The following is a 15,487-nucleotide window of genomic DNA, read 5'->3' on the forward strand; positions in this document are numbered from 1 at the left end:
CCCGGGGCCCAAACCATGCCTGACGCACCAACGCGCTCGGGCTTCATTGCCTTGATCGGCGCACCAAATGCCGGGAAATCGACCCTGGTCAACCAACTGGTTGGCAGCAAGGTGTCCATCGTCACGCACAAGGTGCAGACGACACGCGCATTGGTTCGCGGCATCGTCATTCATGATCAGGCTCAGATGGTGCTCGTGGACACGCCAGGTATTTTCAAGCCGAAGCGCCGGCTTGATCGCGCCATGGTGACGACTGCCTGGGGCGGCGCAAAGGATGCTGACCTCATTCTTGTGCTCATTGATGCGGAACTCGGGATCAATGAGGAAGCCGAAGCCATCCTCGACAGCTTGCACGAAAAGAAGCGCAAGGTGATCCTTGTTCTCAACAAGGTTGACCGTATCGAAGCGCCCAAATTGCTGGAGCTGGCCCGACAAGCCAATGACAAGGTCAATTTCGACAAGACCTTCATGATCTCGGCGCTGAAGGGCTATGGCTGCAAGGATCTTTTGAAATACCTCGCTGATAATCTGCCTGAAGGGCCGTGGTATTATCCTGAAGACCAGATTTCCGATATGCCGATGCGCATGCTTGCGGCGGAAATCACCCGCGAAAAGCTCTATCTGCGCCTGCACAATGAATTGCCCTATTCCTCGACGATCGAGACGGAAAGCTGGGAAGAAAAGCCGGATGGATCCGTGCGCATTGCCCAGGTTATCTATGTCGAGCGCGACAGCCAGAAGAAGATCGTTCTCGGCCACAAGGGCGAGGCGATCAAGTCGATTGGCCAGGCGGCGCGCAAGGAACTGATGGAAATCCTCGAGCAGAAGGTCCACCTGTTCCTCTTCGTCAAGGTTCGTGACAATTGGGGCAATGATCCTGAGCGTTACCGCGAAATGGGCCTTGAATTCCCGCACTGATAGCGCAAGTCTCGGCTTATGGAATGGCGAGACGAAGGTATCATCCTTGGAACGAGGCGGCACGGCGAAACCAGCGCCATCCTTGAGCTGATGACGCGCGAACATGGCCGCCATCTCGGTCTTGTGCGCGGCGGGCGTTCCCGCCGCATGCAGCCGCTGTTGCAGCCGGGCAACCGCGTCGACGTGATCTGGCGCGCGCGCATGGACGAGCACCTCGGCATGATGCAGGTCGAACCCGTCAGCTTTGCCGCCGCACGGCTGATCGAGCAGCCGGTCGCTCTCTATGGCCTGCAGCTTGCGGCCGCCCATCTGCGGCTCTTGCCCGAGCGCGATCCGCATCAGAATCTCTTTGAAATCCTGGCGGTTATTCTCGAACATTGCGAGGACACGCTGATCGCAGGTGAACTGATGTTGCGATTCGAAGTGTTGATGCTCGAAGAGCTGGGGTTTGGTCTTGATTTGAAGCGCTGCGCCGCCACCGGCAGCGACCAGAACCTCGCCTATGTTTCGCCGAAGTCTGGACGCGCAGTCTCGCGCGATGCAGGTTTGCCTTGGGCCGGCAAGCTTCTGGAAATGCCGCCTTTCATGATCAGTTCGAACGTGCGCGCTGAATCCCTTGGCGAGGTCATGGCTGCATTCCGCCTTACTGGCTTCTTTTTCAACCGCCATCTCTGGGAGCCACGGGGCCAAAAGGCGCCGGAAGCGCGCGATGGCTTTCTGACCGCTGTTTCGCGATCATTATCAAATGTGCCGGGGCAGGGATCTGCCGCGCAGGAAAGGTCCGTTCTTCCATGAGCTATGATGATGCGTCCGCGATCGAATTCCCCGGCGGTGTTGGCTTGCTGCCGCTTGGCGATCTCGCCACCCGCAGTGGTCTCGACATTCTTCAGGCGATGCTGCGCGGCGATTATCCCGCGCCGCCAATCGCGAGGACACTTTCGTTTACCCTGCATGAGGTCGAGCAGGATCGCGTGGTGTTCAAAGGCTTGCCGAGGCCCGAACACCTCAATCCGCTGGGTGGCATTCACGGCGGCTGGATCGCCACATTGATGGATTCGGCGCTCGCCTGCTGCATCATGACCACGCTGAAACCCGGCGAGGCTTACACCACGGCCGAATTCAAAGTGAACCTGGTGCGTCCGCTGAGCGCAGATATGGGCGTTGTCTTTTGTGAAGGGCGGTTGATCCATCGCGGCCGTACCCTGGCGACGTCCGAGGCTTTCATGAAGGACGCTAACGGCAAGCTGCTCGCGCATGGCACAGAAACCTGTGCAATCTTCCCGCTGGAAAATTTCGTTCGGGGCAAGTAATCGCCGACCAAATAACGCCTTACTGTTCAAGCAATTGGCAAGCTCTGTTAACGCTGGGCGATTCTTGATGCGTATCTTGACGACATTTCTTTTTTCTCTGAGCCTGACATGTGGATCAAATGCCGCAGACCTCGCCAGTTTCTGGGACAAGCCGCAACATGGCGGCAACAGTTTCAATCGCCTGCCACCCGACCAGGCCTATTTCGATGCCCTGAAGCAATATGGCGCAAGCTGGGTGCGACTTTCCTATGATAAATGGAAACCGGCCAAGCGCGATTTCCTCCTCGGTGACGCGGATCATTACGAAGCCATTCCGGCGAGTGATCTCGCAACGCTGAGGGCAACGCTCGACCGCGCCGACAAAGCCGGTCTCAAGGTTGTGATTACCCCTTTGTCCTTGCCCTCGATGCGATGGTCTCAGAATAACAACGGCAAATTTGACGACCGGTTATGGCAGGACAAGGCAAACTGGCAGGATGCTGCCCGCTTCTGGCGTGATCTGGCGTCCTCTCTGAAGGATCACCCCGCAATCGCCGCCTATAATCTGATCAACGAACCGGCCCCGGAAAAGAAGGGCGGGCTGCAGGAACATACGGACGTTTCGGATATGCAAGCCTGGTATCAGCAGCAGAAAGGCGGATCGCGCGATCTCATGGCTTTCTATGAGTTGGTGATCGCCGAAATTCGGAAGGTTGATCCAGTGACACCGATCATGGCCGATGCGGGCTGGTATGCGGCGGCTGACGCTTTCGGCTATTGGCCCTCCGCACTAAACGACAGGAATGTCTTATACAGCTTCCACATGTATGAGCCCTATGAGGCGACCAGCGCGCCGAACATGAAACGGGACAAGCCCTACGCCTATCCCGGCGCGGTGCCCTATGCCGGTTCAACCGTTAAGTGGGATGCTCAAAAGGTTGCGGAATATCTGGCCCGGCCCGTCGAATGGGCAAAGACGCATGGCGTTCCGCTCAATCGCCTTGTAGCAGGTGAGTTCGGCTGCATGCGCCGTCTGGCTGGTTGCACGACCTATCTCGACGATGTCCTGACGGCGCTCGATAGCAACAAGCTGCATTGGGCGTTCTACAGCTTCCGCGAGGACAGCTGGGATGGCATGGACTACGAACTCGGTGCAGGCAAGGTGAACTGGAAATACTGGGAAGCGATTGATGCCAATCAGCCCGATCCGGTGAAGCGCAAGGCCACACCGGCGTTCGAGCCGATCCGCAAGCGGCTCCAGCCCTAATTATTCTGCAGGCTGGAGGGCAGGTCGGTAGGCGGCAGTTTCCTGGATCGGCCAGTGGACGATCGCTGCGAAGACGCCAAGCGCTACGCCCAGCCACCACACGGCGTTATAGCTGCCGAACTGATCGTAGAGATAGCCGCCGAGCCAGACGCCGAGGAACGAACCGATCTGGTGCGAGAAGAACACAATGCCGCCCAGCATGCCGAGATGGCGCGTGCCGAACATGATGGCGACCAATGAATTAGTCGGCGGTACCGTGGACAGCCACATCAGACCCATGAGGATCGAAAAGACGATGACCGAAGTGCCAGTCTGCGGCAACAGCAGGAAGGCGGTGACCAATACGGACCGGCCAAGATAGAGATAAGCCAGGAATTTCGGTTTGGAGTAGCGCTGGCTTACAACGCCGGACGCCAGTGAGCCGATAATATTGAAAAAGCCGATCAGGGCGAGGGCAAGCACGGCATAGGTCGCATCGATGCCGATATCGCCGATATAGGCGGGGAAGTGCGCCGTGATGAAGGCTACCTGAAAGCCGCACACAAAAAAGCCGGTCGTCAGCAAAACATAGCTCTTGTGTCCAAGGGCCTCGCGCAAGGCTTCGCCAATCGATTGCTTGTACTGCATTTCACTCACCCTGCCACTTGAGGAATTACCCCGCAGCGGAATGGCAAGAACCGGGATGATCAGCATCGCAAGCCCGAGATACACCAAGCCGTCGGACCATCCAAAGCGATCAATCAGGCCTTGGCTGATCGGTGCGAAAACGAACATGCCAGCCGAGCCCGCCGCAGTTCCGATGCCGAAGACGAATGTGCGGTTAGCGGCAGAAACGTTACGGGCAAAGGCGGAGAGAATGATTCCAAACGAGCCTGATGCAACGCCAAGTCCTACAAGCACGCCGCCGCCCAGATAGAGCAGGCCTGGCGATGTTGCCCATGCCATCAACAAGAGACCGCTGCAATAGAGGATCGCTGACATGAACAGCACACGCCAGGTGCCGTACTTGTCGGCGATGGCACCGAAGAACGGTTGTCCTGCACCCCAGAAAAGGTTCTGCAAGGCCATTGCCATGCCGAAGGTTGTGCGATCCCAGCCCTTTTCGGCGAGGAGCGGCAGTTGGAAAAAGCCCATCGCGGACCGCGGGCCGAACGTCAGAAGCGCAATAAGGCAACCGGCGATAATGATCAGCCACGGAATGCCGGGTTGCTTGATGTCACTTGCTGTGTTCTGCGGCATGGCGCTTTCCTTTTTTTGAAAATGCAGGATTAGCGCATTTGCCATCTCAATCAATTGAATTGAGTTGATTGGTACTTAAATGAGTTTGATGAGTATAAGCCGGGTGAGGCTGTACAGCCTGCCATTCGAATAAAGGATTGATAATATGCGACTATTACTGCCGATGCTGGCGCTGGGTGCCGTAACTCTCGCGGGTTGCGCGAATTCCGGTAGCGTCAGCCCGCTGGTTTTCTGCGATCGGCCAAGCGATTTCGGCGCGAAGGTTTTCACCGATTGCACCCCGCGTGTCGGTGGCGACAGTCCTGCCAGGAGCGCCAGGGATAGTCGCCGTTTCAGTGATGACCGGAGGATTATCCTCGGTGGTGTTTATGGCCGCTGAGATGAAAATCTCGCCCCGCATCGAATGGCCGCCGATTCTGCGGCCATTTTTCTTTTGACGAAATGCCCCTTGAAGCCATCTAAATATTCCCCTATGTAATTCGCGACGGCTTTGCCGTTTTTCTTTTGATCATAAATATGCTCAATGTGAGTATAAATGATCGGCGGGCAGGGGCCGAATAGGAACGGCTCAACCCGTGGAGAGTGTCCAGGAGGAAGTGGATATGACCAGCACTGCTCGCACGACCAACGTCAAGGTTCGTACCAAAGGGCAAACAGCGGCAGACCGATTTGGCATTCTCGAAATGCCGGACCTTTCCTTTACGCCGGAGGTTGCGGCCGAAACCGAGCATCTCTACGAGCGTGTCGCTCACCATATCCCGCGCATCGAATGGCCTGTTTACGCGCCGTATGTGGCTGCGATCAACCGGCTGAAGAAACCTCGCAATGCGGTCATTCTCGCTCACAACTACCAGACGCCGGAGATTTTTCACTGCGTTGCCGACATTGTTGGCGACTCGCTGCAACTCGCCAAGGAAGCGACCAAGGTCGACGCGGATATCATCGTGCAGTGCGGCGTGCACTTCATGGCCGAGACCTCAAAGCTACTCAATCCGCACAAGACGGTGCTGATCCCGGACATGAAGGCTGGCTGTTCGCTAGCCGAGTCGATCACCGGCGCAGACGTGCGGCTGCTGCGCGAAACCTATCCTGGGGTTCCCATTGTTACCTATGTCAACACGTCCGCTGAGGTCAAAGCAGAGAGCGACATCTGTTGCACTTCAGCTAACGCGGTTCAGATCGTCGAGAGTTTCGGTGTTGATCGTGTTCTGTGCATCCCCGACGAATTTCTCGCCCAGAACGTTGCAGCACAGACCAACGTCAAAGTGCTGGCCTGGAAGGGACACTGCGAGGTGCATGAGCGCTTCACGGCAGACGAATTGCTGGCCTACAAGGCCGCGGATCCGGACATCCAGATCATCGCCCACCCTGAATGCCCGCCGGATGTGGTTGCCGTCGCCGATTTTACTGGTTCGACCAGCGGCATGATCAACTATGTGAAGGATAATCGTCCGGCCAAGGTGCTTCTCGTGACCGAATGTTCGATGGCCTCCAACATCGAATCGGAAGTACCGGATGTGAAATTCATCAAGCCGTGCAATCTGTGCCCGCATATGAAACGCATTACGCTACCGAACATTCTCGAAAGCCTCGTCTTCATGCGTGAGGAAATTCATGTTGATCCGCTGGTCGCAAAACGCGCGCGGCTCGCGGTCGAACGCATGGTCAATCTCAAGAACTGACACCGGAGGGCGAACCTCATGTCCATTCAAACCGATCCCGTCATTATCATCGGTGGCGGTCTTGCCGGACTTTTCTGCGCCCTGAAACTCGCCCCCCGGCCAGTTACGGTCCTTGCAGCGGCACCCATCGGTCGTGGTGCCTCCTCAGCCTGGGCGCAGGCCGGTATCGCGGCAGCAGTGTCCGAAGGTGACACTATGGAAAAGCACGTCGCAGATACGGTTGCAGCGGGCGATGGCATTGTCGACGAGGGCATTGCCCGTCTGATGGCCAGCGAGGCCGCGGCGCGCGTTCACGACCTGCTTGAATATGGCGTTCCCTTCGACCGGGATCTGGAGGGCAGGCTTCAGGTGTCGCGCGAAGCTGCGCATTCGGAAAGCCGTATCGTTCGCGTGCGTGGCGATATGGCCGGCCGCGCCATCATGCAGGCGCTAGTGAAAACGGTTGAAGACACGCCGTCAATCCGGGTGATGGAAGGTTATGTGGTCGAAAACATCGTGACCGAAAACGGCGCGGCGACCGGTGTTATCGCGCGAAGCGAGGCGGGACGCGGCAAGCAGATCAGGCTAGCCTCACGGATAGTGGTGATTGCGACGGGCGGAATTGGCCACCTCTATGCCGTCACCACAAACCCGTCTGAAGCGCGCGGCGAGGGCATCGGCATGGCGGCGCGGGCGGGGGCAATGATGGCGGACATGGAGTTCGTGCAGTTTCATCCAACGGCGCTCAATGTCGACAAGGATCCGGCGCCATTGGCAACCGAGGCGCTGCGCGGCCACGGGGCAACGCTGATTAATCGCGCCGGCGAGCGTTTCATGCTGAAGATCGATCCAGACGCTGAGCTTGCACCGCGTGATGTTGTTGCGCGCGGTATCTTTGCCGAGGTCACGAGCGGGCGCGGCGCCTGGCTCGATTGCACCAAGGCCGTGGGCGCGACGTTTGCCGAAGAATTCCCGACGGTCTACAAATACTGCCGCGATGCCGGCATTGACCCGGTCGTCGAGCCCATTCCCGTTGTTCCGGCAGCCCATTATTTCATGGGAGGCATCCTGACTGACCAGGATGGGCGCACGTCCATCGACGGCCTGTGGGCATGCGGCGAATGCACATCGACAGGTGCTCATGGCGCAAATCGTCTGGCGTCGAACTCGCTGCTCGAAGCGGTGGTTTTCTCGGCCCGCATTGCGGCCAAGATCGGTAAGGGCGACGAAAAACACGACGGCGATTGGTCGAGGGGCTCGGTTGACCGGGACGATTTGCAACCGGAACCCGACACGGCTGCAATGAGCACGCTGCGCCAAATGATGAGCGCAAGTTTCGGAGTGATCCGCGACCGTGAAGGTATGTTGCAGGGGCTCAAAACCATCCTCGAATTGGAGAGGGCCAATCGCGACGCTGCTTTCCGCAACGTGCTTGCCACCGCCAAGCTGGTTGCGGTCAGTGCCTTGCGCCGCGAGGAAAGCCGCGGCGGCCATTTCCGTACAGATTTCCCCGAAAAGCGGAAACAGTGGCAGCACCGGACATTCCTGACCCTGAGCGATGCGACAAGTACAGTTGACGAGATCATGGAGCTGGCATGATGACGGGTCGCCCGGAAGAAGTGCAGAAGGCGTTTGCGCCATACTTGCCGCGACTGATGATCGAAGATGCGGTGCGCGCCGCCCTGCTCGAAGATCTCGGCCGGGCAGGTGACATCACCACCAATGCAACCTTGCCGGAAGATGCGACCGCCGCTGCGGTTCTTTCGAGCCGCGAAGCGGGCGCGATCTGCGGCATTGGTTTTGCAAAGACTGCCTTTGCGCTGGTTGAGCCTTCACTGAAGTTTACCGCTTTCGTCAAAGACGGTGCGCGGGTCGAACGCGGTGACACAATCGCCCGCGTCGAAGGCAATGCGCGCGCTATTTTGTCTGCAGAACGGGTTGCGCTGAACTACCTCATGCACCTGAGCGGGATATCAAGTTACACCGCAAAGTTCGCAGATTTGATCGCCCACACCGGCGCAAAAGTCTGCGACACCCGCAAGACCATTCCGGGCATGCGTGCCTTCGCCAAATACGCGGTGAAATGCGGCGGTGGCGCTAATCATCGCTTCGGCCTCGACGATGCGATCCTCATCAAGGACAACCACATAGCCGTCGCCGGCGGGGTTGCAAAAGCCATCCTCGCCGCCCGCGCCTATGCCGGACATTTGGTGAAGATCGAGGTCGAAGTGGATGGGCTAACGCAACTCGAGGAGGCACTGTCCGTCGGTGCGGATGTGATTCTTCTTGATAATATGGGGCCGGAACTGCTTGAAAAGGCGGTGAAAATCAATGGCGGCCGCGCCAGGCTCGAGGCGTCGGGCGGTATTGCATTTGATACGATCAAGGCGATTGCAGAAACCGGCGTCGACTATATTTCGACATCAAAGATCACTATGGCAGCACCAACGCTGGATATCGGACTGGACATTGAACTGACATGAAAGTCATCGCAACGATTGACGAACTGCGTGCTGCATTGAAATCGGAACGCTTGGCCGGCAAGTCCATCGGCCTTGTGCCGACCATGGGCTATCTGCATATCGGTCATATGGAACTGGTCCGGCAGTCGAAGGCAGCCGCGAATATCTCCGTGGTCTCCATCTTCGTCAATCCGACCCAGTTCGGACCGAACGAGGATCTATCCACCTATCCGCGCGACATGGAAGGCGACCTTGCTAAACTCCGGGCCGAAGGTGTCGACTATGTCTTCACACCGGAGGTTGCGGAAATTTACCGCCCCGGCGCCAATACGATTGTCGACAACCCTGTCCTGTCGCGGATACTGATCGGCAAGATCCGCCCCGGGCATTTCCGCGGTGTGACGACCGTCGTCACCAAATTGTTCAATATCGTGCAGCCGGACCGGGCATTCTTCGGCGAGAAGGACTACCAACAGCTGACTATCATCCGCCGGATGGTAGCCGACCTCAATATGCCGATTGCAATTACCGGTGTAGCGACGGTGCGCGAGGATGATGGCGTTGCCTGTTCATCACGCAATGCGATGCTGACGCCTGCCGACCGCAGGGCAGCAGTCGTCCTGTCGAAGTCGCTGGCGCAGGCCGAAGAGATGGTCGCTAAGGGTCAGCGCTCCGTTCCGGCCATCCGCAATGCGGTCCGTGCCGTCCTGGGAAGCGAAAAACGCGGCGAGCTCGAATCTGTCGACATTCGCGATGCCGAGACACTCGATCCGGTCTCGGGCAAGTTCAAGCAGTCAGTGGTCATTCTATTGACTGTTCGCTTCGGCAAGGTGCGGCTGATCGATCAGCGCGTCGTAGGCTGACAGGATCAAGGGAGGGTTGCATGAGTCAGGAAGTCGTCACCCGCAGAATCACTGCTCCAGAAATCCGTGGCCGCAAGGGCGGCGAGCCGATTGTCGCCTTGACCTCCTATCATGCCAATACCGCGCGTATCGTCGACAACCATGCGGATATTCTATTGGTTGGCGACAGTCTCGGCATGGTCCTCTATGCGATGGACTCAACGCTTGGTGTTTCGCTTGATCTGATGATTACTCATGGCCGCGCAGTGGTGCGCGGCTCCAGGCGGGCGATGGTGGTGGTGGACATGCCCTTCGGCTCCTATGAGGAGAGCCCGGCGGTGGCATTTCGCAATGCAGCCCGGGTCATGCAGGAAACCGGCTGCGGAGCAGTCAAGCTCGAAGGCGGGATCCGTATGGCTGATACCATCCGGTTTCTGACCGAGCGCGGCATTCCCGTCATGGCGCATATCGGACTGACACCACAGTCGATCAACACCCTCGGCGGCTTCAAGACTCAGGGCCGCGATACGGCCTTGTGGCCGCTTATCAAGGCCGACGCGCAGGCGGTGAGCGAAGCCGGCGCTTTCTCGGTGGTGCTCGAGGGTATCGTTGAACCGCTTGCTGCGGAAATCTCCCGCCAGAGCGTCATTCCGACCATCGGCATCGGCGGGTCGAGAGAATGCGACGGCCAGATTCTCGTGCTCGAGGACATGCTCGGCTATAATCCGAAGCCGCCGAAATTCGTGAAGGTTTATGGCGCTGTCGGTACGGCCATAGACGATGCTGTCAAAGCCTACGCGGAAGACGTGCGGTCACGCGCGTTTCCCGGAGACGAGAACATCTATCCGCTGAAATAGGTTTCCCGTTCATACGCGCCTTTTCTGTTCTGTATCAGCGCCTTGCCAGTATTCCATGGTGGCTGATCTGTCATAGCCTTCGCCCATCAACCGAACGCCGATGCGGCCGGTCTCCGCATAGAAAATCACATCGTTGGGGTTTTTTTCGCCGATGATGATGAATCGGCAGGGCGCATCACTATGATTGTAGAAGGAATGACCCGCCTTCTGTCCAGCTGGGAAGACGACGTGGTCACCGGCCTTCATTGGATAGGTCTTGTCGCCAAGCCGTAGCGTCATCTCACCTTGAAGGATGAAAGCCTGCTCTTCCTCGAGCATATGATAGTGATTGAGGCTCGACTCTTTGCCGGGCGACAACTCTTCCAGGGCTACACCTACATGAGTTGCCCCGCCAAAGCCTGACAGATATCGATAGCGTGTGCCATAGCGGCTGCCTTCGGACCATTCTTCCCACGGAACGGTGTCGGAAGCGAACGGTTCGGAAATACCATCGGCATTCAATGACATCGGTTTATCGCTCATTTCTCTCTCCCTATCCTCGTCCGCCAACCCTCAGTCCAGCCACGCTGCGCTCCTCCAGCACGTTGTGGCGGAAGCGATAAAGCGCTGCCGGCCGTCCACGCGCCTGCGTCTGTTCGGCGCCGGTGGGCTCGACAAGTTCAGTTGTCTCGACGAGCCTGCGGAAGTTCTGCTTGTGCAGGTGCCTCCCGGATATCGCCTCAACAGTTTCCTGCAATGCGGTCAGTGTAAAGGTCGGCGGCATCAGTTCAAAGACCACTGGCCGGTATTTCAGCTTTGCACGCAGCCGGGAGATTGCCGTCGCAAGGATGCGCCTGTGATCGAAACTCATCGGTAAGCCAAGTACCCGCGCAAGCTCTGTTCGGTCAGCCCGGCCGTCCCGTGCCGCCTCTTCGACCAGCCCGGCCTCGTAAAGAAGTTCGTACCGCTCCAGCACGCGCTCTTCATCCCAGGCAATACCATCGTCGCCAAAAGCGAGCCGGAATCGGCTGAGCTGCGCCGGGACCCCGCCGTTTTTCGCCCAGGCAAGAAGCGCAGGGCGGATCGTCTCGTCGATCATCACCGGCTTGCCGACGCGCCAGTCTTCCCAAGGCAGGAATGAATACCAGCTGCGCCAGCGTGCACCTGATTTGCTGAGCGCCTCTCTGTCGTCGACGATGCGCGTGAGGGCGAGATAACCCACTGAAACAATGTGCAAGTCCCGATCTTCGGCTGTCTTGTGGCGGCCCCGGTCGCCAAAAGTGTAAAGCTGTTCGACATATCCGAGCCGCAACGGCGTCTGCTCAGCAACCCACTCGCGCAGACCAGTCTCGAAGGTCCGGTGCTGCAAGGGATTGAACGGGCCGAACGGCAACTCGTCGCGCTCCGGATCGTCGCCGGACGGGGTGGTCAAGATCAGGGGATCGTTGTTTGCCACGGCGACGATGGCAGCGCTCAGGTTGATTTCAACGGCATTTGGCGCGCCGGTCATGACTAAACCACAAGCGGGAGCATGAATGGTGTGCCTTCAAAAGCCTCTTCGCCGCGTCCAATCGCGTTGATCGCATCGACCATGCGGCCCTTTCGGACGAGCATGTCGTCGGCGAGCGCTATCAATCGGCTGTTGGGTGTGGCGGAGGGTGAGTTACGGCGCAGCGTCTGGGCCAGCCACACCTCGTCAAGTTCCGGATTGAGCGCGAGCGCTGTGATGTAGGCACCAGCGGTTGAGCGCGAAATTCCGGCAAAACAGTGGATGAGGAGCGGGGTCTTGCGATCCCAGCGCCGGCCAAAAGCGAGCAAGTCGCTGACGTGATCAGCGACTGGGTGCGTCATTCCTTCAGTCGGCTCGATGATATCGTTGAAACCCAGAAACAGATGCCGGTCCTCGGCAATCTCGGCCGGTCGAACCACAGACGTACCGATATTGATCAGGGTAACCATATCGCGGGCTCCGAAACGTGTTGCGGACTCGGCAAGGCGCGAGAGTGGCGAGACGATAATATGCGGCATGTTCTTATCCTCTATTCTGCTCACGCTGCGTGTCAAGAAATGCAAAACGCTGCAGAAAAGCATCCTGTACATCTTGGGTGGGCATGGCGGTCAGGTCGAGCCCTTGCGGGTCTATACCGCGCGGACGGCCAAAGAACTGCACCGCTTCTTTCTCGGCGAACCCGGCAAGCCGTGTAGCTTCATAATATGCGGCAATTGCGTCTGCACGCTTGATCAACGCGCGAAGTTCCGGTTTGACGACTGGCGCCAGCGAAAACCGCAAGTGGATGGCATGCTGCAGGCGAAGCTCGACGCTTTTGTAATCGCCACCGACCACGGCCTTGAATGGTGAAATCATGTCGCCGATCACATATTCGGGCGCATCATGGAGAAGAGCGATCAGACGATGCTCCGTCGTTGTTTCCGGCAGGATCTTGCCGAAGATCTGCTCGACCAGCAGCGAATGCTGCGCCACCGAAAAGGCGTGCTCGCCGACTGTTTGGCCATTCCAGCGTGCGACGCGCGACAGCCCTTGGGCTATGTCCTCGATCTCAATGTCCAGCGGCGAGGGGTCAAGAAGATCCAGCCGGCGCCCGGACAGCATGCGTTGCCAGGCGCGCAGTTCGGTTTTCTTCAGTACGATCGTTTGCGGCTTAGCCGGCATGAATGCTCCCCGATTAGGCCACAAGACCCTAGGCCTCTTGCGTTGCCTCCGGGAATGTAAACCGGTGTTCGGGCGGAATGGCAAGGTGGACCGCAACTTCTCCTGCCAGAATAGGTATGCCCTTGTGGGTCGCTTCCTTTACCCTGTCGATGCGGACAAGCGCGAGCCCGGCATTTCCAGCGACACTCCCGAGTGTGCCGATCTCCCGGCCATCGGCGGTGATCGATGTTCCAGTCGCGGGCAGTTCCGATGCGCAGGATACGATGAGGATGCGCCGCCGTGCGGTGCCGCGGTGTTGCATGCGCGAGACGACTTCCTGACCGACGAAGCAGCCCTTCCTAAATGAAACGCCGCCGGTCTGATCTAGATTGACATCATGCGGGAACGCGTCGCCGAGCAGATAATCCAATGGTGCCTCCGCGACCCCATGGGCGATACGCAGTTTAGTCCATTCGATCTCGTCGTTTCCAGCCGTCCGTGTTGCGCCATAGTGTCGCCGAACGTTCAGCGCATCGGGAAAGCGCCTGTCATGCAATGTTGAATCACTTTCCGAAGTCCCGGAATCATTCTCCCAGGAAACCTGGACAAGCGACTCTAAATCCACGGCAATTTGAACTTTGGCTCGCAATTTGTAGAGCGTCAGTCGCTTCAGCAGATCGTCAGCAGAGGTCCGCAATGTATCGAGGCGCAACCCATTGCCGTCGCGTGAAACGAGGAATTCGAACAGGATCTTGCCCTGTGGGCTGAGCAGGGCGCCGGGTTTCAGATCGTGTTGTTCCAGCGCGTCGAGGTCGGTCGTTATGAGGTTCTGAAGGAAATTTTCGGCATCCTCACCCGTCACCTTGAGGATCGCTCTTCCGTTTAAACTTGCCGATGGCATTGCATCACCCTTGCCTTTCGCTTCCCTGTTACGTAATCCGCTGCTGAAGGGTTCGCAAGGCTGGATTGGAGGGCAGAAACAATGGCTCAGACGTTCGACACGATTTTCCGGAGCGGTATTGTCGTCAACCAGGATGGCGTCGGGCTGCGCGATATCGGCATCAGCAATGGCCGCATCGCAGCAATCGGCAATCTTGGCGGCGCTTCCGCGGGCGAGATGATCGATGCGACCGGGTTGCACATCCTTCCGGGCGTGGTCGACAGCCAGGTACATTTCCGCGAACCGGGGCTTGAGCACAAGGAAGATTTGGAGAGCGGTTCGCGCTCTGCTGTTCTCGGCGGTGTCACGGCAGTCTTTGAGATGCCCAACACCAAGCCACTGACGACGTCGGCCGAAACACTTGAGGACAAAGTACGTCGTGGCCGTCATCACATGCATTGCGACTTTGCATTCTGGGTTGGAGGCACCCGAGATAATGCAAACGACGTGGCAGAGCTTGAGCGACTGCCCGGTGCAGCCGGCGTCAAGGTCTTCATGGGCTCATCCACGGGCGATCTTCTTGTTGAGGACGATGAAGGCGTACGCTCCATCCTGAGAAATACACGGCGTCGCGCGGCGTTCCACTCGGAAGACGAGTTCCGGCTGCGCGAACGCGAGGGACTGCGTGTTCCGAATGATCCATCTTCTCATCCTGTCTGGCGTGACGAGATCGCGGCACTCAAATGCACCGAGCGACTGGTTCGGATCGCCCGGGAGACCCGTGCGCGCATTCACGTCCTGCATATCTCAACGGCCGAGGAGATCGAGTTCCTGAAGGATCACAAGGATGTGGCGAGTTGTGAAGCGACGCCGCATCATTTGACGCTCGATGCCAGCCAATACGCAACGCTTGGCACGCTCCTCCAGATGAACCCGCCGGTGCGTGATGCGCGCCACCGCGACGGCGTCTGGAAAGGTATAGGGCAGGGGATCGTTGACGTCCTTGGCTCCGACCACGCACCACATACGCTCGAAGAAAAGTCAAAGCCCTATCCGGCCTCACCTTCAGGCATGACCGGCGTGCAGACCCTCGTGCCGATCATGCTCGATCACGTGAATGCCGGACGCCTGTCCATAGAGCGCTTCGTTGACTTGAGTTCGCATGGTCCGAACCGTCTATTCGGCATGGCCAGCAAGGGGCGCATCGCGGTCGGCTATGATGCTGACCTGACGATCGTCGACATGAAGCGGCGCGATACCATCACCAATGCGCAGGTTGGCTCCAAAGCTGGCTGGACGCCCTATGACGGCAAGATCGTCACCGGCTGGCCGGTCGGAACGATCATCCGCGGCCGCAAAGTCATGTGGGAAGGTGAAATCGTCACGCTATCGCAGGGCGAACCGGTGCTGTTTGGCGAAGCCCTTCCAGCATCCATGTAACGG

General features: G+C 58.3%; 17 protein-coding genes. 11 read left to right on the plus strand and 6 right to left on the minus strand.

The features are described from left to right. The first annotated feature begins 15 nt into the window (after positions 1–15). The 4 genes from era to CU102_RS15415 all read left to right on the plus strand — a co-directional run bounded on the left by era (position 16) and on the right by CU102_RS15415 (position 3,474). Entirely contained in the window at positions 16–918 is a 903-nt protein-coding gene (gene era, locus CU102_RS15400; protein WP_106712130.1) for a GTPase Era, read from the plus strand. Between the two features lie 18 nt (positions 919–936). Further along, the gene (recO, locus tag CU102_RS15405; RefSeq protein ID WP_106711994.1) at positions 937–1,713 is read left to right on the plus strand and encodes a DNA repair protein RecO; all 777 of its coding nucleotides are present in this window, start codon (positions 937–939) and stop codon (positions 1,711–1,713) included. Then, positions 1,710–2,228 (plus strand): PaaI family thioesterase, encoded by a 519-nt coding sequence (locus tag CU102_RS15410; protein WP_106711995.1) that lies wholly within the window; start codon positions 1,710–1,712, stop codon positions 2,226–2,228. The genes recO and CU102_RS15410 overlap by 4 nt, the downstream gene beginning before the upstream one ends. Before the next feature lie 67 nt (positions 2,229–2,295). Beyond that, positions 2,296–3,474, plus strand: coding sequence for a glycoside hydrolase family 5 protein (locus CU102_RS15415; protein ID WP_106711996.1), 1,179 nt, complete (start codon positions 2,296–2,298; stop codon positions 3,472–3,474). Here CU102_RS15415 and CU102_RS15420 read toward each other — a convergent pair whose 3' ends face one another. Beyond that, positions 3,475–4,713 (minus strand): MFS transporter, encoded by a 1,239-nt coding sequence (locus CU102_RS15420; protein ID WP_106712131.1) that lies wholly within the window; start codon positions 4,711–4,713, stop codon positions 3,475–3,477. A gap of 145 nt (positions 4,714–4,858) precedes the next feature. On the opposite strand from CU102_RS15420, the gene CU102_RS30110 reads away from it, so the two are divergent. The 6 genes from CU102_RS30110 to panB all read left to right on the plus strand — a co-directional run bounded on the left by CU102_RS30110 (position 4,859) and on the right by panB (position 10,535). Then, the gene (locus tag CU102_RS30110; RefSeq protein WP_146146470.1) at positions 4,859–5,092 is read left to right on the plus strand and encodes a hypothetical protein; all 234 of its coding nucleotides are present in this window, start codon (positions 4,859–4,861) and stop codon (positions 5,090–5,092) included. 223 nt (positions 5,093–5,315) lie between these two features. Next, complete coding sequence (nadA, locus tag CU102_RS15430) at positions 5,316–6,395, plus strand: quinolinate synthase NadA (protein ID WP_106711998.1); 1,080 nt, start codon at positions 5,316–5,318, stop codon at positions 6,393–6,395. A gap of 18 nt (positions 6,396–6,413) precedes the next feature. Continuing rightward, positions 6,414–7,973, plus strand: coding sequence for an L-aspartate oxidase (locus CU102_RS15435; protein ID WP_106711999.1), 1,560 nt, complete (start codon positions 6,414–6,416; stop codon positions 7,971–7,973). Next, positions 7,970–8,857, plus strand: coding sequence for a carboxylating nicotinate-nucleotide diphosphorylase (nadC, locus tag CU102_RS15440; protein ID WP_166648445.1), 888 nt, complete (start codon positions 7,970–7,972; stop codon positions 8,855–8,857). Before CU102_RS15435 ends, nadC begins: the two co-directional genes overlap by 4 nt. Further along, positions 8,854–9,699: a pantoate--beta-alanine ligase gene (gene panC, locus CU102_RS15445; RefSeq protein ID WP_106712000.1), complete on the plus strand. Its 846-nt coding sequence runs from the start codon at positions 8,854–8,856 to the stop codon at positions 9,697–9,699. Before nadC ends, panC begins: the two co-directional genes overlap by 4 nt. A 20-nt stretch (positions 9,700–9,719) precedes the next feature. Continuing rightward, positions 9,720–10,535 carry a 3-methyl-2-oxobutanoate hydroxymethyltransferase gene (gene panB, locus CU102_RS15450; protein WP_106712001.1) on the plus strand — a complete coding sequence of 272 codons (816 nt, stop codon included), beginning with the start codon at positions 9,720–9,722 and terminating at the stop codon, positions 10,533–10,535. 9 nt (positions 10,536–10,544) lie between these two features. Here panB and CU102_RS15455 read toward each other — a convergent pair whose 3' ends face one another. From CU102_RS15455 to ygfZ, 5 genes are read right to left on the minus strand one after another with little or no spacing between them, the layout of a single operon-like run. Then, positions 10,545–11,057, minus strand: coding sequence for a cupin domain-containing protein (locus tag CU102_RS15455; protein WP_106712002.1), 513 nt, complete (start codon positions 11,055–11,057; stop codon positions 10,545–10,547). Positions 11,058–11,067: 10 nt separating this feature from the next. Beyond that, positions 11,068–12,024 carry an NUDIX hydrolase gene (locus CU102_RS15460; RefSeq protein ID WP_106712003.1) on the minus strand — a complete coding sequence of 319 codons (957 nt, stop codon included), beginning with the start codon at positions 12,022–12,024 and terminating at the stop codon, positions 11,068–11,070. Positions 12,025–12,026: 2 nt separating this feature from the next. Then, positions 12,027–12,542, minus strand: a complete 516-nt coding sequence (locus tag CU102_RS15465; RefSeq protein ID WP_106712004.1) for a tyrosine phosphatase family protein — start codon at positions 12,540–12,542, stop codon at positions 12,027–12,029. A gap of 4 nt (positions 12,543–12,546) precedes the next feature. Further along, positions 12,547–13,185, minus strand: coding sequence for a YfbR-like 5'-deoxynucleotidase (locus CU102_RS15470; protein ID WP_106712005.1), 639 nt, complete (start codon positions 13,183–13,185; stop codon positions 12,547–12,549). A 28-nt stretch (positions 13,186–13,213) separates the two neighbouring features. After that, positions 13,214–14,065, minus strand: coding sequence for a CAF17-like 4Fe-4S cluster assembly/insertion protein YgfZ (ygfZ, locus tag CU102_RS15475; protein ID WP_106712006.1), 852 nt, complete (start codon positions 14,063–14,065; stop codon positions 13,214–13,216). A gap of 81 nt (positions 14,066–14,146) precedes the next feature. Here ygfZ and CU102_RS15480 point away from each other — a divergent pair, with 81 nt between their 5' ends. Then, the gene (locus tag CU102_RS15480; protein WP_106712007.1) at positions 14,147–15,484 is read left to right on the plus strand and encodes a dihydroorotase; all 1,338 of its coding nucleotides are present in this window, start codon (positions 14,147–14,149) and stop codon (positions 15,482–15,484) included. Positions 15,485–15,487: the final 3 nt, after the last annotated feature.

It is taken from the genome of Phyllobacterium brassicacearum, assembly GCF_003010955.1.
Classification (GTDB): domain Bacteria; phylum Pseudomonadota; class Alphaproteobacteria; order Rhizobiales; family Rhizobiaceae; genus Phyllobacterium; species Phyllobacterium brassicacearum.